A 17,001-nucleotide genomic window follows, 5' to 3' on the forward strand; every position below is an offset into this window, starting at 1 on the left:
CCCGGATCGAGGCGAAATCAGGCGGCGAGGGCTGAGCCGAAGGCCGAGGCGTAGACCAGCCTGCCGGTCTCCGGCGCCTCGTCCCAGGCAAGCGCCTGCAGGGCTTCGCTTTGGTACTCGCTCTCGAACTTCGCTGCACGGGCGCGGCTGTAACCGAAACGTCCATAGTAAGCGGGATCGCCGAGCACCACGGCGAGCGTCTCGCCAGCAGCCTTCAGGCGGATATGCGCCTCCCGGACCAGCGCACCGCCGATGCCGGTGCCGTGGAACGACGGCTCGACCGCCAAAGGAGCCAAAGCCACCGCCGGGAAGCTCTTGCCGCCATTCTGCACGAAAAGCCGTGAAAACAGGATATGGCCGACCACTTGCCCGTCTTCGTCCGCCACCAGTTCGACGACGGCATCACCGCCGGTGACCAGCGCGTCGACCAGTCCGGCCTCCGTCTGCTGGCCGAATGCGTGTTCTTCGACAAGGCGGATCGCCTCGCGGTCCCGCGGCGTCGCCGCGCGTATGGACATCATGCTCATGACAATTTCATTCCTTTTTCGAGCTTGGCGCCGCGCAGAAACTCCTGCGCGGCAATGGGCCTTGCGCCCGCACGTTGAACTTCGACCGGCCTGATCGCGCCTGACCCGCAGGCGACTGTCAGCCGGTCATCGAGAATTCCTCCCGGTTCGCCGGCGCCTTGCGAGAGCGTCGAGCGAAGCAGTTTCAGCCGTTCCACGCGGCCGCCGATTTCGGCCTCGCACCATGCACCGGGAAAGGGCGACAGGCCGCGAATCTGGTTGTGCACGTCGCCGGCAGGTCGCAGCCAGTCTATGCGAGTCTCCGATTTATCGATTTTCTTGGCGTAGGTCACCCCCACCTCCGCCTGTGTGGTAAATGTCAGCGTATTCCGCTCCAGCCGTTCGAGCGCTTGCACTATGAGCGAAGCACCCAAGACCATCAGCCGATCGTGCAGATCGCCGGCCGTCATGTCGGGTCCAATGGGACATTTTTCAACCATTGCCACAGGGCCGGTGTCGAGGCCTTCCTCCATCCGCATCACCATCATGCCCGTTTCGGTATCGCCGGCCATGATGGCGCGCTGGATAGGGGCAGCGCCGCGCCAGCGCGGCAGCAGCGATGCGTGGCCGTTGAGGCAACCGAGCCGCGGCGCCTCGAGAATGGGTTTGGGGAGGAGCAGCCCGTAGGCGACGACCACGGCGACGTCGGCACCTAAGGCGCGGAACGCTTCCTGCTCCGCCTCGCCCTTCAGCGACACCGGCGACCGCACCTCGATGCCAAGCCGCTCCGCCTCGCGCTGCACCGGCGACGGCGTCAGTTCGAGCCCGCGCCGGCCGCCGGCGCGCGGCGGCTGCGTGTAGACGGCTGCCAACTCGTGCCCGGCCCCGGCAATCGCCCGCAGCGTCGGCACGGAGAATTCGGGCGTACCCATGAAGATGACACGCAGGGGCATTCGTCGACGCCTACCCCACCATCTTGCCCGGCGCCTTGTCCCTGGCGAGCTTCTTGAATTTCTTGACCACCATGTCGCGCTTCAGCTTGGAGATGTAATCGATGAACAGCACGCCGTTGAGGTGGTCGATTTCATGCTGCAGGCAGGTCGCCATCAGCCCCTCGGCCTCGATCTCCTGCAGCTTGCCGTCGCGGTCGAGAAACTTCACCCGCACCGCCGCCGGACGCTCGACCTCGGCATAGTAATCCGGGATCGACAGGCAGCCTTCCTCGTAGACCGAACGCTGGTCGGAGCTTTCGAGGATTTCGGGATTGATGAAGACGTGCGGTGCCGGCGTCTCGTCCTCTTTGGCCAGGTCGATCACCAGCATGCGCAAGGGTTCGCCGACCTGGATCGCTGCGAGGCCGATGCCGGGCGCGTCATACATGGTGTCCAGCATGTCGCCGGCCAGTTTGCGCAAATCCCCGTCGACACGCTCGACCGGTTTTGAAACCTGACGCAGGACGGGATCGGGAAGGATGATAAGCGGCTTGATCGACATGGCGTCTCACCTAAGACCTCGCAGGAAAAGCGTCAACCGGGGCGCCTTCGGGTCGTTCACGTTTTGATCTGTGCTGGCAGACCGAATCATCTATGCTGTCGACATGAACGATCTGGCCACCATCCTGTCCGAACCTGTCGCCCGCCTAGGCGCCACCACGATCACGCTCGGCCATGCCCTGGGTTTCGGCGCAATGCTGTTCCTTGGACTGTTCGTGGCGCTCGTCGTTGCGCTCTGGCGATCGGCCAAGGCGCGTGCAGTGGCGGCCGCCGAAGCCGCCGACCACGCCCGCGACGCCGAGGTGCGGATGGCCGGCATCTTGGCAAGCCAGGCGGAAATGCAGGGCCGCATGGGCGCCATCGCCGAAGTGTTCGGGGCGCGCCAGGCGGAACTGACACAGTCGATCGGCCAGCGTCTCGATGCCATGACCGGCCGCCTGGGCCAGACCATGACCGAGCAGACGAGATCGACGCATGAGAGCCTCGCCAAGCTGCAGGAACGGCTGGCGGTCATCGATATCGCGCAAGGCAACATCCAGTCGCTGGCCGGCCAGGTCGTGCAATTGCAGGCGATCCTTTCCAACAAGCAGACGCGCGGCGCCTTCGGCCAGTCGCGTATGGAAGCCATCGTCGCCGACGGATTGCCGCACGGCGCCTATGAATTCCAGGCGACCTTGTCGAATGGCAGCCGGCCCGACTGCCTGGTGAAGATGCCGAACGGCGCACCGTCGCTTGCCATCGATGCAAAGTTTCCGCTCGAGGCCTGGAATGCCATCCGGGCCGCCGAAGGCGCCGAACTGCAGAAGACCGCCGCACAGGCTTTCCGCCGCGACATCGAGGTGCATGTCCGCGATATTTCCGAAAAATACCTGATCCAGGGCGAGACGCAGGACACCGCCTTCATGTTCGTGCCTTCGGAATCGGTGTTCGCCGAAATCCACGAGAATTTCGAGGCCGTTGTCCAGAAGGCGCATCGCTCACGGATCGTCATCGTCTCGCCATCGCTTTTGATGCTGTCGATCCAGGTCATCCAGGCGATCCTCAAGGATGCCCGCATGCGCGAGCAGGCACACCTGATCCAGGGCGAGGTTATCCGGCTGATGGAAGACGTCTCCCGGCTAGACGAGCGGGTGCGCAAATTGCAGACGCATTTCGGCCAATCGGCCAAGGATATCGACGACATCCTTGTCTCGACATCGAAGGTGACCAGGCGCGGACAAAAGATCGAGGCGCTGGAGTTTGGCGTGCAGCCGGCGGAGGACACCGCTGGTTCGAATGGCAGCGGAGCAAAAGCGGAAAGCAGCCCGCGCGTCGCCGATTCGAAAACCGGGCAGTTGAGGCTAAGGGTCGTCGAAGGCGACGATTGAGAGCTACGCCGGAACCGGAGGCTTCGGCCCGGTCTGGCGCTACTGCTCCTCGATGATGGTTGTGCCTTCGAATTCGGGCAGCCAATGCAGCGCCGAGCGGTGCCAGATCTGCTTTCTCGGCACCAGTTGCTCGCGCTGCCGTGCCGTGCCGACCCTGATACCGTAAACCTTCGGTCCCTCACCCGCCGAAGTGGCGTAGAGATGCGAGCCGCACTCACCGCAAAATGCCTGGGCGCGCTTGGCGCCGCTCGAACCGGTCTTGATGTAGATCTTCGGCGTGCCCTTGGTGACCCTGTAATTGTCCTCGGACGCCGGCACGGTGACGCGAAAGGCCGTTCCGGTTAGCTTCTGACAATCGATGCAGTGGCAAATGGTGGTCTTTTCCGGATCGACCTCGGCCTCGTAAGTGATGGCGCCACAATGACACGCGCCGTCGATTTTCATCTTCGTTCCTCCTGGAGCTTTTGCCCGCGATCATAACCGGGACTGCCCGATGGCGCAGCCATTTTCCTCAGGCCGGTTCCTCTCCGGACGCCGCCAAGGCTTTGCTCCGGCGTTCCCAGGTGCCGGTGGTCTGCGGCTTGACGAAGAGCCGCGTCACCTCCGGCATCTCCGCCTTCAGCCGCGTCTCGAGGCGCTCGACACAGGTCTCTATCTCCGGCGCCGACAAATGATCCTCGAACTCGATGCTCAAAGCGGCGACGATCTCCTGCGGACCCATATGCAGCGTCAGCACGCCATTCGCCCGCTGCACCGCCGGGTCCTGCTGGACGATGGCCAATACTTTCATTTGCACCTCGGGCGAAGCCGGCTCGCCGAGCAGCAGGCTTTTGCTTTCGCGCGCCAGGAAGATCGCGGTCCCGCCCAGGATGAGCGCGATGCCGATCGATGCGGCGCCGTCGAGCTTCGGCATGTCCAGCAGTTCCGCCGCCGATATCCCGGCGAAGGCGACAACGAGGCCGAGAAGTGCCGCGCTGTCTTCGAACAGCACGGTGTAGACACTCGGGTCTTTGCTGAGCTGCACCGCCTCAAGCCAGCCGTGGCTGCCTTTTTGGTGGCGGAACTCCTTCAGCGCCACCAGCCAAGAGGTGCCTTCGAAGAGGAAGGAAAGGCCAAGGACAGCGTAGTTCACTTTGGCGTTGGCGATCGGCTCCGGCGCCATGATGTGCGTCACGCCTTCGTAGAACGATATGCCGGCACCCAGTGCAAAGACGAGGAGCGCGACGATGAAGCTCCAGAAGTACAGCTCGCGGCCATGGCCGAGCGGATGCGTGCGGTCGGCCGGCCGGGCGGCACGGTGCATGCCGTAAAGCAGCAGGCTGCCATTGCCGGTATCGACGAGCGAGTGGACGCCTTCCGAGAGCATTGCCGAGCTGCCCGTGAACAAGGCAGCGGCAAATTTGGTCACTGCGATCGCAAGATTTCCGGCGAGCGCCGCATAGATCACTTTTTTCGACCCGCCATGCGCCGCCATGGTGTGCTGCCCTGGTTGATGCACCGAGATTGGCGGAGCGCCCGCCCACGCTCCACAGTCCCCCACAACGCCCGAAGTGCCCAGTTGTTCACAAGGTCGGTTGTTCAAAAGGGCGGCGCGGGGCTATTCGACGACCTCGTCCGTCCAGACCTTGAAGCCAGCCAGCGCGCCCGGCCCAAAAATGTGGGTCAGCGGCACATCGGCGGCATCGCGTCCGGAGGCAATCAGGATGCGGCCGATGCGCGGCGCGTTATTGCGCGGGTCGAACGCGTGCCAGCGGCGACCGAGATAGACCTCCATCCAAGCGGCGAAATCCATGTCCGACCACGGCTTTGGCAGGCCGATATCACTGATATAGCCGGTGCAGTAGCGGGTCGGAATGTTCAGGGCGCGGCAGAAGGCAACAGCGAGGTGAGCAAAGTCGCGGCATACACCACTCTGCTCGCGATAGGCCTCGGCGGCGGTGCGCGTCGGCCGTGCATTGAAATAGTTGAAGACGATGTGGTTATGGACGAAGTCGCAGACCGCCTGGACGCGCGGAATGCCGAGCGGGGTGCTGCCGAACAGCCGCCACGCTTCATTCGACAGCACGTCGCTCTCGCAATAACGGCTGGGCAGCAGGAACAGCAGCGTCTCCGACGGCAGATCGCGCACCTCGTGCTGCCATGCCGTCAGCTCGCGCGTCTCGAAGGAGCCGGCGTCGCGGATGACCGCGTCGGTGCCGAACGCAAAGCGCCCGGCCGGCGCAACGAGACGGTTGCACCAATTGCCGAAACTGTCGCGGTAGCTCTCGATCGGCACCGGCGGGTTCGACGTCAGGAAGTCCGGCCGCTCAAGATCGGACGCGCGCGAATAATGGACGTTTAGCATCGCGATCAGCGGTGTTTCCTGCGGGAAGTCGAAGCTCATCTGGCAACCGATGTGGATCCGCATTGTCGTCCTGACCGGCCTGCCTGATCATCAGCCGGCGAAACGCGAGGGCTGATGCTGCAGTGCGAAGAAGACCATGGCACGGACCGCTGCGGTTTACGAGGGAATTAGAAACCGGTTGACAGCCCATCGGCCAGGCGACTGCACGGCAGCGGCCTCTTGCAGTCGAACGTTTTCTCTTGTTTCACTTCGCCAGATATCAACTGGAGGAACGAATCATGGCTAAGGGTGCGATGAAGGCAGGCAAGGAGGCCCGCAAGCCGAAGAAGGACGCGAAGAAACCGGCTCCGGCGCCGGCCCTGAAGGCACCGCCGGTGAAGGCGATGAAGCTGAAGGACAAGTAGAGCCGCAGCTACCGTTTCGGCTTATTTCGACCGGCCGCAAACGCGGCCGGTATGATTGTTCATTAAGCTCACGCGCATCCCCTTGGATGCGGCGAAGGTAATTTTTGCGCTTTTCAAGAAATCGGCCGAAAGCCATCGAAACGGAGCGTTCCGATGTCGTCGGTTTTCCTGTTCCTCGCCGGCCCTGTTCGAGATCGGCTGGGCGATCGGCCTCAAATACACCGACGGATTCTCGAAGCCGCTGCCAACCGTCCTGACGGTAGCCTCGATGATCGTCAGCCTGACCTTGCTCGGCCTGGCGCTGAAGGCGTTGCCGGTCGGCACCGCTTACGCGGTGTGGACCGGCGTCGGCACGGCGCTGTTGGGGATATGGCTGCTCGGCGACCCAGCGACGGCGATCAGGCTGGCCTGCATCGCGCTAATCGTCTGCGGCATCATGGGACTGAAGCTCGCGGCTTAGCCGATTCTGACAGACGAACGCGTTCGGGGCCGCTGCAAGGCGGCCCTGATTCTTGAATTCGGCTGATCAGTGCCGGAAGGCGCTATCGCGCGGAGAAGCCGGGCGGCGTCCTGCCGGTGCGCTGCTTGCGCGCGGCATAGCGTGCGTCACGCTTGGCCTTGCGTTCGGCCTCGTCGGCAAGAAAACGGGCGATGCGCTCGTTCTCTTCAGCTTCCCGGATCTTCGCTTCGGCCTGTGCGGCTTCTTCCGCGGCGATGCGTGCCGCTTCGGCAGCTGCCTCGCGCTCGGCCTTTTCGGCCGCTTCGCGCGCCAGCTTTTCCTGCTTCAGCCTGGCCTTTTCGGCCTCACGTATAGCGCGGGCCTCGAGGATTGCCTTGCGCTCGGCCTGTCGTGCCAGCACCGCTGGATCATCTGCCGCCGGCTTTGCCTTGAAGCGCTCCAGAAGCGCCTTCTTTGCCTCGTTTGCGGCATTGCGCCGCTCGAAAACGTCTTTTTCCCTATAGATAGCCAAGTCCACTTCCCTGAAGTCAATTTGCGACGCTTACATACGCGCGAAAACCGAGAGTTCAAGCGCCAAAACGGTATGCCAGCCATGAAATTCTGATCTGTTGCAGCCGGGAGACGCCATTTCGATTGAATTCGGCTGAAAGGCACCCGCACTGTTCACCATCCAGGCATCTGGCGGGGCGGCGGACTGATCGCTACGTGTAGCGCCAAGACAAAACGCTGGGATGACAGTATGGAACTCGGTCTCTACACCTTCGCCGACGTCAGCCCGGAACCGGGTCCCGGTGCGATCGGTGCGCATGAGCGGTTGCGCAATTTGATCGAGGAGATCGAGCTCGCCGACCAGGTCGGGCTGGACGTCTTTGGTCTCGGCGAGCACCACCGTCCCGACTATGCTGCCTCGGCTCCGGCGGTGGCGCTGGCGGCGGCGGCCGAACGGACCAAGCGCATAAGGCTGACCAGCGCTGTCACCGTGCTGTCCTCCGACGATCCGGTGCGCGTCTTCCAGCAGTTTGCCACCCTCGATCTTCTGTCCGGCGGCCGTGCCGAGATCATGGCCGGGCGCGGCTCGTTCATCGAGTCCTTTCCGCTGTTCGGCTACAATCTCGAAGATTATGACGAGCTCTTCGCCGAGAAGCTCGACCTGCTGCTCGCCATCCGCGATCATGTCAAGGTGACCTGGTCGGGCAGTCTGCGCGCGCCGATCAACGACCGCGGCGTCTACCCGCGGCCCTTGCAGGACAAATTGCCGATCTGGATCGCCGTCGGTGGAACACCGCAATCCGTCGCCCGCGCGGGCGTGCTCGGGTTGCCGCTGGCACTGGCGATCATCGGTGGCGAGCCGGCGCGGTTCGCACCACTGTTCGAGATCTACAGGGATGCAGCCAGGCGCGCCGGCAACGATCCGGCAAGCCTTGCCACCAGTCTCAACGTGCACGGCTTCATTGCCGACAGCACGGACCAGGCAGTCGACGATTTTTACGGGCCGCAGGCCGAGGTGATGAACCGCATCGGCCGCGAGCGCGGCTGGGGGCCGACATCGCGGGCGCATTTCGACCAATCGCGCGGTCCAAACGGCGCGCTGTTCGTCGGCAATCCAGAACAGGTGGCCGAGAAGATCATTGCCCAGCACAGGATATTCGGCAACGACCGCTTCCTGCTGCAAATGGCGATCGGCACCATGCCGCACGCCAAGGTGATGAAGGCCATCGAACTCTACGGAACCAAAGTGGCGCCGATCGTGCGCCGGGAAACTGCGAAGGCCGTTCCCGCCGTGGCGGCGCCGGTTGCCTGATTCCCAGTCACCTGATTCACCGGCAAGGCCGCGAGGCGGCCTGGCCGGTGACGCCGGCTAACGGAACCTTGAAGCGACAGAGGCGTTTTCGCCAACGGTCTGCACCAATCGCGGTGTGCCGCCGAGGGTCAGAATGAAAGCCGAACCCGACGCTTCGGGCGCAAGCGCTGCCGAAAGCCCGGATCCGCGCGTCGAGGCGCGGGCGGATGCGCATCTGATGCGTTCGCTGCTCGTCGGCATCTTCATCCTCATGGCGATCTACGCGCTTTACTTCGCCCGCGCCTTCTTCATGCCAGTCATTCTGGCTTTCCTGCTGGCGCTGACGCTGACGCCGATCGTTCGCTTCCTGCGCAAGCATGGCATGCCCGATGTCATTTCAGCGACACTGCTGGTGCTGCTTTCGTTCTGCCTCGTCGCCGTCGCGGGATATCTGCTCAGCGGCCCGGTCATCGATCTCATCAACAACACCTCGACGATCGGCCAGCAGCTTACCGAACGTCTGGCACAACTGCGCCGTCCGTTCGAAAGGATCGTGGAGGTTTCGCGTCAGATAGAGGGACTGACGCAGACATCCCAGGAGCCGGGCGTTCAGAGGGTGGCGATGGCGCCATCCGGTATTCTCTCGCAGGCCGCCGGCAATGTACTGTCGGCCGGCACCAGCGTCACCATCGTCTTCGTCCTGTCGCTGTTCCTGCTCGCCTCCGGCACGATGTTCTATGAAAAGATCGTCCAATCCTTCCCCAGTCTCAGCGAAAAGAAGCGGGCACTGCGTGTCGTCTACGACGTCGAACGTGAAATCTCGCATTATCTGCTTACCGTCACGATCATCAATACATGTCTCGGCGTGGTCATCGGGCTCGGCCTGTGGGCACTCGGCGTGCCAAACGCGCAGGTCTGGGGCGCGGCAGCGGCTCTGCTCAATTTCCTGCCCTATATCGGAGCGTTAATCACCATCACGCTGGTCACGATCATTGCGCTGATAAGCTTCGACACGATTTCCTACGCGCTGCTGGCGCCGGCCTTCGTCGTTCTATGCTACATCGTCGAAGGCCAGTTCGTGACGCCGACGGTGGTCGGGCGCCGTCTCGAAATCAACGCAGTGGCGATCCTCATCGCCATCGCCTTCTGGTCGTGGCTGTGGGGTTTCGTCGGCGCGCTGCTGGCGGTGCCGCTGCTGGTCGTCATCAAGGTGTTCTGCGATCATTTCGACGGTCTCAGCCATGTCGGCAATTTCCTGGCGGCGCAGCACACGGCAGCGATCGAGGACGAAGAGATTCCCGAGGTGAAAAAGTAGCGGCTTAAAGGGTCAAAAGCGTCCCCGATGGGGCAGATCACGACCTTGCATCGGTCGCACGTCCGTTGTGCCCTCAGCGCTCCATCAACATTTTGAATTTGCCACCTCGGCAACGGCTTCCTACATCCCTTCGGCCCACAGGAAACCCGCGCCGATGACCGTTCTTTCCGTTCTCGACCTGTCGCCGATCGTCGAAGGCAGCAACGCTTCACAGTCACTCGCCAATTCGCTCGATCTCGCCCGTCATGCCGAGCGGCTGGGTTACCGGCGCTATTGGCTGGCAGAGCACCACAATATGCCGGGCATCGCCAGCGCTGCCACCTCGGTGGTCATTGCCCATGTGGCCGGCGGCACCGATACGATACGCGTCGGCGCCGGCGGCGTCATGCTGCCCAATCATTCGCCGCTGGTCATCGCCGAGCAGTTCGGTACGCTCAACGCTCTGCATCCTGGCCGCATCGATCTCGGCCTCGGCCGGGCGCCCGGCACCGACATGGCCACGGCACGGGCGCTGCGCCGTAACCTCGACGCTGGCGCCGACAATTTCCCGCAGGACGTCGTCGAGCTGATGGGTTACTTGCAGCCGGCCGAAGACGGCCAACGCATCCGCGCGGTGCCCGGCGAAGGCGAAAAGGTGCCGATCTGGATTCTCGGTTCCAGCCTCTACGGCGCGCAGCTTGCCGCCATGCTCGGCCTGCCCTACGCTTTCGCTTCGCATTTTGCGCCGGCCGAGCTCGACCATGCTCTGGAGATCTACCGCTCGCGTTTCCAGCCTTCGGAGCAGCTCGACAAGCCTTATGTGATGCTCGGCCTCAACGTCTTCGCCGCTCCTTCCGATGCCGAGGCGCGGCTGCTGTTCACCTCGCTGCAGCAGGCCTTCGTCAATCTGCGCACCGGCCGGCCCGGCCGATTGCCGCCGCCGGTCGAAGGATATGAGCGCGACCTCGATCCAATGGCCAAGACCATGCTCGGCCAAGCGCTTTCCTGCGCCGTCGTCGGCTCTCCCGAAACAGTCAGGCAAGGCATCGAGGCGTTTGTGCGCCGGACAGGCGCCGACGAGTTGATGGTCACAGCGCAGATTTTCGACCATGCGGCGCGGGTGCGCTCGTTCGAGATCCTGGCCGACGCCCACAAATCGCTGTCGGAAGCTGCCTGAGAGTTGGTTCGCCACTTGCCACTGTTGCGGGCAAGGCCGGCCTTAGGCAGGGAACATCGCGAACGGGTGTGCGAAGACATAGCGAACAATTTCGCGCGTTTTGCGCGAAGGTTTTCGATCCGTCATGCTCGTCCGTTAGCGGGAAACGCGGCGTCCACTAAATGACGATCACCTTGGTGCCGATTGTGGCGCGGTCATAGAGATCGATGATGTCCTGGTTCATGAGGCGAATGCAGCCCGCCGACACAGCTTTGCCGATGGACCACCATTCAGGGCTACCGTGCAGGCGATATCCAGTGTCACCTTTCTCGTTAAAAAGATAGAGCGCCCGCGCCCCGAGCGGGTTCATGAGTCCGCCCTCCATATGGGCCGGTATGATGCGGCCTCGCTTCTGCTCGCGCACGATCATCGCAGACGGCGCGCTCCAATCCGGCCATTCGCGCTTCCTCGCAACGTGAGCAGTGCCATGCCACTCGAAGCCCGCCTTGCCGACGCGGATTCCGTAGCGCAGCGCCTGACCGTCTCCCAACACGTAGTAGAGGAACTTCGCTCCTGTATCGACAATGATGGTGCCCGGCGCCTCTTCAGTCGCATAAGGCACTGTCTGCCGATGGAACTTTTGGTCAACCTTGTAGATCGGAACCGGCGGAACGCGAAAACCGGCGTCGGTGAGGCCGCCATAGGCCTGGGGAAAGGTCTGTAACGCTCCGCCGGTGGTGCAGCCGGAGAATGCGGCCATCCCAGCAAGTACCAGCCCGATTAGGATCGATTTCACGCGCATGACTCAAGCCGGCGCCCGTGTGAACGATCTGTCGCATCTCGTCATATTCCTAATCCGACATGCTTCGATTGCCAAGATTTTCCTGACTGTCGGCTGGCTAATTGTTGGCCACTTGGCCCGATCGGCGCCGCGTCCTTCAATTGCTCGGTTTTTGAACGACGAACCCCCGTAGTGGCTGCGCAGACCTGGGGTCGGCAGGACAGAGGGAGCGCTGTCCGTCCGGCATTGCAAAGTTTCTGAACAGAGCCCACGCGCTACGCGCTGACGCTCTGCGCAGTCGCACCTAGCGGACGGCATGAATTGCGGATCATCAAGCGTCCCTTGAGCGTCAGCTTGCGCGGCGGCGCATCCCTGTTTCCGGCGAGCCGGTCGAGCAGCAGATTGGCCGCCTGTTCGCCGATCGCCTGCACGGGCTGTGCGACCGTGGTCAATTGCGGCCGGAACACATCCGACCACGGAAAATCGTCGAAGCAAGCGACGGAAATATCCTCCGGACAGGACAGGCCGATATCGCGAATGGCCTTCATGGTGCCGATCACCATCGGGTTGTTGGCCGAAAAGATGGCGCTCGGCCGGTCGTGCAGCGAAAGCAGCTGCATGGTGGCGTTGTAGCCATCGACTTCGTGGAAGTTGCCGAAGCGGACGAGCTCGGGTTCGGCCGGCAGGCCGGCGGCCTGGAGGGCCTCGCGGTATCCCGCCATGCGGTCATGCATCGGCGAGATATCGAACGAGCCGGAGATGTAGCCGATGCGCCGATGGCCGAGATCGATCAGATAAGTGATGGCGTCGAACACCGCGCGCTGATTGTCGAGAACGACGGCATCGGTGTCGACACCCTGGCAAACACGGTCGAGCAGCACGACCGGCACATTGGCGTCGTCGACAATCCGTTTGAGGATCGCGCCGTCACCGACACGCGCGACGATCAGTCCGTCGACCATGCGGTCGAGCAGCAGCCTGATCTGGTCGTCCTGCGTGTTCAGGTGCTCGTCGGTGCAGCACAGCATGACGGCGTAGCCGGCCCTGTCGAAAGCCTGCTGGATGACCGAAACCACGTCGGTAAAGAACGGATTGGTGATGTGTGGGACGGTGAGCCCGATGGTGCGTGTGGTGCCCATCTTCAGGCTGCGGGCAATGGCGTTGCGCTTGTAGCCGATGTCGCGGATCGCCTGTTCGATGCGCTGGCTGAGCTCGGGGCTGACGGTCGCGGTGCCATTGATCAGCGCCGATACGGTGGCCACGGAAACACGCGCGGCCTCGGCCACATGAAGCATAGTCGGGGCAGTGAATTTGCGCTGCTTTTTTCGTCCTGACGCTGTCATTTTCGAAACGTTTCACCACTCCACGGTAGCAATACGTACGGAATCTTATGATTTTAAGCAAGAATTGAAATGGAACAATCTCAGGCTCCAGATATTGCCTTGACATGATCGAAACGTTTAGATTAGCGTTTGAGGTGTTCGGTGACGACGGAGGGAGGCCGTCCTTATCATGCAGCACGGCAATTCCATCCCTGCGCAAGGCGTTGTGGCGGACGGCTCGGCGATCGTGCTGAGCGCCGAGCACATCTCCAAGTCCTTCGGCGGTATCGCCGCGCTTGTCGATGTCGGCTTCGAACTGCGGCGCGGCGAGGTCCATGCGCTGATGGGCGAGAACGGCGCCGGCAAGTCGACGCTGATGAAGATCCTGTCCGGCGTCTATACGGACTATAACGGAACGGTCAGTATCGATGGCCATCCGGTGCGCTTTGCCGGCGTCCGCGAAGCCGAGCGCGCCGGCATCGCCATCATCCACCAGGAGCTGAACCTCGTTCCCGAACTTAGCGTCGCCGACAATATCTTTCTCGGCCGCGAGAAGCTGATCGCCGGGCTGATCGTCGACCGCAAGGCGAGCAGCCGCGCTGCCGGCGCGCTCTTGCAAAGGCTCGGCATCGAGCTCGACCCGGATGCGCGCGTCGGTGCCTTGCGCGTCGGCGAACAGCAGCTGGTCGAGATCGCCAAGGCGCTGTCGATGTCGGCGCGCATTCTGATCATGGACGAGCCGACCTCGGCGCTTTCGCCGGCCGAATGCCAGCGGCTGTTCCGCATCATCCGCCAGCTCGCCGACAGCGGCGTGGCGATCGTCTACATTTCGCACCGCATCGACGAGGTCATGCATCTGGCCAGCCGCGTCACCGTGTTTCGCGATGGACGCCACGTCCTGACGCGGGCGATGGACAAGCTCGACGAAGACGCCATAATTTCGGCGATGGTCGGGCGAAACCTGCTTGCTTCCTCCCAGGAGCACCGCATCCCCGGTGGCAACACGGTCCTGTCCGTAAGCGAGCTGTCGCTGTCGAAGCCCAATCGCAATGGTTGGCGCACCGTGCTCGATGGCGTCAGCTTCGATCTTGCCGCAGGAGAAATCCTCGGTATCGGCGGGCTGCTGGGCTCGGGCCGTACCGAAATCCTGGAAACCATCTTCGGGTCCAGCGGCGGACGTGCCGGCGGTGGGATCAGGCTCGATGGCGAGGCAGTAGAAATCCGTTCGCCGCGCGATGCGCGCCGGCTCGGCATCGCCCTGGTCACGGAAGACCGCAAGACGCAGGGCCTCCATCTCGAGGCCTCGATCACCGACAATGTCGCGCTGCCGCTGGTCGGCGCCCTGGCGCGGTTCGGCGTGCGCTCGTTGGCCGGTGAGCAAGGGCTGGCACGGGACGCCGTCAAGGCGCTCGGCATTCGCTGCGAGACCGTCGAGCAGCCGGCCGGCACGCTGTCCGGCGGCAACCAGCAGAAGGTCGTCATCGGCAAATGGCTAGCGACGAGGCCGCGGGTGCTGCTGCTTGACGAGCCGACACGCGGCATCGATGTCGGTGCCAAGCGGGAAATCTACGATCTCATCTTCAAGCTGGCGCGAGACGGGCTGGCAATCGCCGTCATCAGCTCGGAATTGCCGGAGCTGCTGCATCTTTCCGACCGTATCCTGGTCATGGCCGACGGCCGCCAGATGGGAATCCTATCCCGCGCGCAAGCCAGCGAGGAGGCCATCATGCGGCTTGCGGCGCCGCGACGGACGATGACGAGGCCTGCCGCATGAGCATTTTGCATATCCTGTCCCGGACGAAGCTCTATTGGGGCCTGATCGCCATCTTCCTGATCGGCGTGCTCGGCTCGCCGATCAGCTCCAAGGGCAACAACATCTTCCTGTCCTACGGCAACCTGCTCGATGTGCTGCGCCAGGTGTCGACCACCGGGCTGATTGCCACCGGCATGACTGCGGTGATCATCACCGGCGGTATCGACCTTTCCGTCGGCTCGCTGATGGCTATCTGCACGGTCGTCTGTGCCATGCTGCTGACGGTCCCCGGCGTGACGCCGGCGGTGGTGCTGGGGGTGCCGACAGTTGCCCTGGCAGCCCTTTGCCTCGGCATTCTCGTCACTCGTTTCATCCTGCTGAACATCGAAAAATCCCGCGCCGGCGCGCAGGCCATGCACGAAATCAGGTTGGACAGCGTTCGCGGGCTGGTGACGCCCGGCATTGTCGGGGTGATCCTGTGCAGTCTGGTGCTGTGGTTCCTGCTGCCGCAGGTGGGCTCAAAATTCGGCGTGCTCGGCGTGTTGCTGGTGGCGCCTTGCGTCGGCCTGCTGTTCGGTGCGCTCAACGGCTTCATCATCGTCGCCGGGCGGCTGCAGCCCTTCATCGTCACGCTGGCGATGATGGTCACGGCGCTCGGCATCGCCCGGTTGACCGCCGGCCAGAACAATGCGGTGCTGCCGGTCTATACCGGCTCGAACGCCACGGCCGATTTCGAAATGCTGCGCTCGCTGGTGTTCGGCGTGATCCCGATGCCGGGTCTGTTCTTCCTCGGCGCCATCCTGATCTACGGCGCCGTGCTGCGCTTCACGCCGTTTGGCCGCTATGTCTATGCGATCGGCGGCAATGAGGAGGCGGCGCGGCTGTCGGGCATCGCCGCCGGCCGCGTCAAGATTGCCACCTATGCCGTGTCAGGGCTGCTGGCCGGCATCGCGGCGGTGCTCTATGTCGCGCAATACCGGCAAGGCAAGCCTGATGCCGGCGCCGGGCTGGAGCTCGACGCGATCGCCGCCGTGGTCATCGGCGGCACCAGCCTGATGGGCGGACGCGGCAGCCTCACCGGGACGTTCTGCGGCGTGCTGATCTTCGGGCTGCTCTCCAACATCCTGCAGCTGCACAACATCAATTCGAACCTTCAGCTGGTGCTGAAGGGGATGATCATCATCGGTACCGTGCTCGTACAGGAGCGCAATGCCGGTGATCTTCTCTTCTATTTGCGACTGCCCGGCGGGCAAGCGCACAAGGAAACGGCCGCGGCAAAGCGGCCGTCGCAAGAGACCGCGTCTCTGAATATTGGAGGAAACAAGAAATGAAACGACGTGAATTGTTGAAGCTCGCCGGGCTGACAGCGGCACTCCTGACCACGACCGCCATGCTTGCCGGCGGCGCCCATGCGCAGGACAAGAAGTGGAAGATCGGCTTCTCGCAGGTGACGACCATCGAACCCTGGCGCGCCCAGTTCAACAAGGACATCCTGGCCGAAGCGGCCAAGCATCCGGAAGTCGAGCTGATCATCACCGACGGCGAGGACAAGACCGAGAAGCAGGTCGCCGATGTCGAAAACCTTATCCGTCAGGAGGTCGATGCGCTCTTGGTATCACCGAAAGAATCCGCCGGCCTGACCGGTGTCGTGCAGCAGGCGATCGATGCCAAGATCCCGGTCTTCGTGCTCGACCGCAACGTCGAAACCAACGACTACACGCAGTTCGTCGGCGGCGACAACAAGCTGATCGGCCGGGCTGCCGGGGAATATGCCGTCGAGTTGCTTGGCGGCAAGGGCAAGGCCGCCGGCAACGTCGTCGAGATCTGGGGCGGCATGGGCACCCAGCCGGCACACGACCGCCATGACGGCTTCCATGAATTCACCGACAAGGAGCCGGGCATAAAATACCTGCTCGACCAGCAGTCGGGCGACTGGAAGCAGGACCAGGCCTACAACATCATGGCGACGGCGTTGCGCAACAACGAGAAAATCGATCTTGTCTACGGCCACAATGATCCGATGGCCTATGGCGCCTATCTTGCCGCCAAGGACGTCGGACGTGAGAAGGACATCAAGTTCATCGGCATCGACGGCCTGCCCAATGAAGGCGTGCAGCTGGTCGCCAATGGCGAGCTGACGGCGACGTTCACTTATGTGACGCCGGGCGCCGAAGGGCTGCGGCAGGCGATCAAGTTCCTGAACGGGGAGAAAGTGGAAAAGACCATCACCCTGCCGACGGAGAAGATCACCAAGGAAAATGCCGCCCAGATCCTGAAGGACAACGGCCTCTGAGACGAGGCTTTCCTGCCGGGCGTTCAGCGCCCGGCAGGAACAACAACC

General features: G+C 63.0%; 17 protein-coding genes and 1 pseudogene. 9 read left to right on the forward strand and 9 right to left on the reverse strand.

Translation table 11 applies throughout. The annotated features are described in order from the left end of the window. Nucleotides 1–17: 17 nt before the first annotated feature. Genes NKH67_RS16800 through def form a run of 3 tightly spaced genes read right to left on the reverse strand, consistent with a single transcriptional unit; the run spans nt 18 to nt 2,000 of the window. Entirely contained in the window at nt 18–527 is a 510-nt protein-coding gene (locus tag NKH67_RS16800) for a GNAT family N-acetyltransferase (protein ID WP_352919951.1), read from the reverse strand. Next, nucleotides 524–1,453: a methionyl-tRNA formyltransferase gene (gene fmt / locus NKH67_RS16805; RefSeq protein ID WP_352814130.1), complete on the reverse strand. Its 930-nt coding sequence runs from the start codon at nt 1,451–1,453 to the stop codon at nt 524–526. The genes NKH67_RS16800 and fmt overlap by 4 nt, the downstream gene beginning before the upstream one ends. Before the next feature lie 16 nt (nt 1,454–1,469). Then, entirely contained in the window at nt 1,470–2,000 is a 531-nt protein-coding gene (gene def, locus NKH67_RS16810) for a peptide deformylase (protein WP_352539945.1), read from the reverse strand. A 103-nt stretch (nt 2,001–2,103) separates the two neighbouring features. Between def and NKH67_RS16815 the strand changes: the two genes are divergently transcribed. After that, the gene (locus NKH67_RS16815) at nt 2,104–3,366 is read left to right on the forward strand and encodes a DNA recombination protein RmuC (RefSeq protein WP_352835755.1); all 1,263 of its coding nucleotides are present in this window, start codon (nt 2,104–2,106) and stop codon (nt 3,364–3,366) included. 39 nt (nt 3,367–3,405) lie between these two features. On the opposite strand, the gene NKH67_RS16820 is transcribed toward NKH67_RS16815, so the two are convergent. The 3 genes from NKH67_RS16820 to NKH67_RS16830 all read right to left on the reverse strand — a co-directional run bounded on the left by NKH67_RS16820 (nt 3,406) and on the right by NKH67_RS16830 (nt 5,773). Beyond that, nucleotides 3,406–3,810 carry a GFA family protein gene (locus NKH67_RS16820; protein ID WP_353031336.1) on the reverse strand — a complete coding sequence of 135 codons (405 nt, stop codon included), beginning with the start codon at nt 3,808–3,810 and terminating at the stop codon, nt 3,406–3,408. A gap of 67 nt (nt 3,811–3,877) precedes the next feature. Beyond that, entirely contained in the window at nt 3,878–4,840 is a 963-nt protein-coding gene (locus NKH67_RS16825; RefSeq protein ID WP_353031338.1) for a cation diffusion facilitator family transporter, read from the reverse strand. Between the two features lie 123 nt (nt 4,841–4,963). Next, nucleotides 4,964–5,773: a transglutaminase-like domain-containing protein gene (locus NKH67_RS16830; RefSeq protein ID WP_353031340.1), complete on the reverse strand. Its 810-nt coding sequence runs from the start codon at nt 5,771–5,773 to the stop codon at nt 4,964–4,966. A 215-nt stretch (nt 5,774–5,988) separates the two neighbouring features. Between NKH67_RS16830 and NKH67_RS16835 the strand changes: the two genes are divergently transcribed. Then, nucleotides 5,989–6,114, forward strand: a complete 126-nt coding sequence (locus NKH67_RS16835; protein ID WP_013528464.1) for a hypothetical protein — start codon at nt 5,989–5,991, stop codon at nt 6,112–6,114. Between the two features lie 153 nt (nt 6,115–6,267). Next, nucleotides 6,268–6,574 (forward strand): annotated as a pseudogene (locus NKH67_RS16840) (DMT family transporter). Nucleotides 6,575–6,656: 82 nt separating this feature from the next. Here the strand turns inward: NKH67_RS16840 and NKH67_RS16845 are convergent. Next, complete coding sequence (locus NKH67_RS16845; RefSeq protein ID WP_023718183.1) at nt 6,657–7,085, reverse strand: DUF6481 family protein; 429 nt, start codon at nt 7,083–7,085, stop codon at nt 6,657–6,659. 228 nt (nt 7,086–7,313) lie between these two features. Between NKH67_RS16845 and NKH67_RS16850 the strand changes: the two genes are divergently transcribed. The 3 genes from NKH67_RS16850 to NKH67_RS16860 all read left to right on the forward strand — a co-directional run bounded on the left by NKH67_RS16850 (nt 7,314) and on the right by NKH67_RS16860 (nt 10,825). Next, a complete protein-coding gene (locus NKH67_RS16850; RefSeq protein WP_353031342.1) occupies nt 7,314–8,375 on the forward strand; it encodes an LLM class flavin-dependent oxidoreductase in 1,062 nt (353 codons plus the stop codon). 133 nt (nt 8,376–8,508) lie between these two features. Continuing rightward, nucleotides 8,509–9,669 (forward strand): AI-2E family transporter, encoded by a 1,161-nt coding sequence (locus tag NKH67_RS16855; RefSeq protein ID WP_352977473.1) that lies wholly within the window; start codon nt 8,509–8,511, stop codon nt 9,667–9,669. A 154-nt stretch (nt 9,670–9,823) separates the two neighbouring features. Next, nucleotides 9,824–10,825 (forward strand): LLM class flavin-dependent oxidoreductase, encoded by a 1,002-nt coding sequence (locus tag NKH67_RS16860; protein WP_352814003.1) that lies wholly within the window; start codon nt 9,824–9,826, stop codon nt 10,823–10,825. Between the two features lie 157 nt (nt 10,826–10,982). Here the strand turns inward: NKH67_RS16860 and NKH67_RS16865 are convergent, their stop codons facing one another. Beyond that, on the reverse strand, nt 10,983–11,606 hold the full coding sequence (locus NKH67_RS16865) for a L,D-transpeptidase (RefSeq protein ID WP_353031344.1): 624 nt from the start codon (nt 11,604–11,606) through the stop codon (nt 10,983–10,985). Nucleotides 11,607–11,860: 254 nt separating this feature from the next. Continuing rightward, nucleotides 11,861–12,880 carry a LacI family DNA-binding transcriptional regulator gene (locus NKH67_RS16870; RefSeq protein WP_254815864.1) on the reverse strand — a complete coding sequence of 340 codons (1,020 nt, stop codon included), beginning with the start codon at nt 12,878–12,880 and terminating at the stop codon, nt 11,861–11,863. A 217-nt stretch (nt 12,881–13,097) separates the two neighbouring features. Here NKH67_RS16870 and NKH67_RS16875 point away from each other — a divergent pair, with 217 nt between their 5' ends. Genes NKH67_RS16875 through NKH67_RS16885 form a run of 3 tightly spaced genes read left to right on the forward strand, consistent with a single transcriptional unit; the run spans nt 13,098 to nt 16,953 of the window. Further along, nucleotides 13,098–14,681 carry a sugar ABC transporter ATP-binding protein gene (locus NKH67_RS16875; protein ID WP_353031346.1) on the forward strand — a complete coding sequence of 528 codons (1,584 nt, stop codon included), beginning with the start codon at nt 13,098–13,100 and terminating at the stop codon, nt 14,679–14,681. Next, nucleotides 14,678–15,991, forward strand: coding sequence for an ABC transporter permease (locus NKH67_RS16880; RefSeq protein ID WP_353031348.1), 1,314 nt, complete (start codon nt 14,678–14,680; stop codon nt 15,989–15,991). Before NKH67_RS16875 ends, NKH67_RS16880 begins: the two co-directional genes overlap by 4 nt. Further along, the gene (locus NKH67_RS16885) at nt 15,988–16,953 is read left to right on the forward strand and encodes a substrate-binding domain-containing protein (protein WP_352835774.1); all 966 of its coding nucleotides are present in this window, start codon (nt 15,988–15,990) and stop codon (nt 16,951–16,953) included. Before NKH67_RS16880 ends, NKH67_RS16885 begins: the two co-directional genes overlap by 4 nt. Nucleotides 16,954–17,001 lie beyond the last annotated feature (48 nt).

Source organism: Mesorhizobium sp. M0968 (assembly GCF_040319065.1).
In the GTDB taxonomy this organism is placed as follows: Bacteria; Pseudomonadota; Alphaproteobacteria; order Rhizobiales; family Rhizobiaceae; genus Mesorhizobium.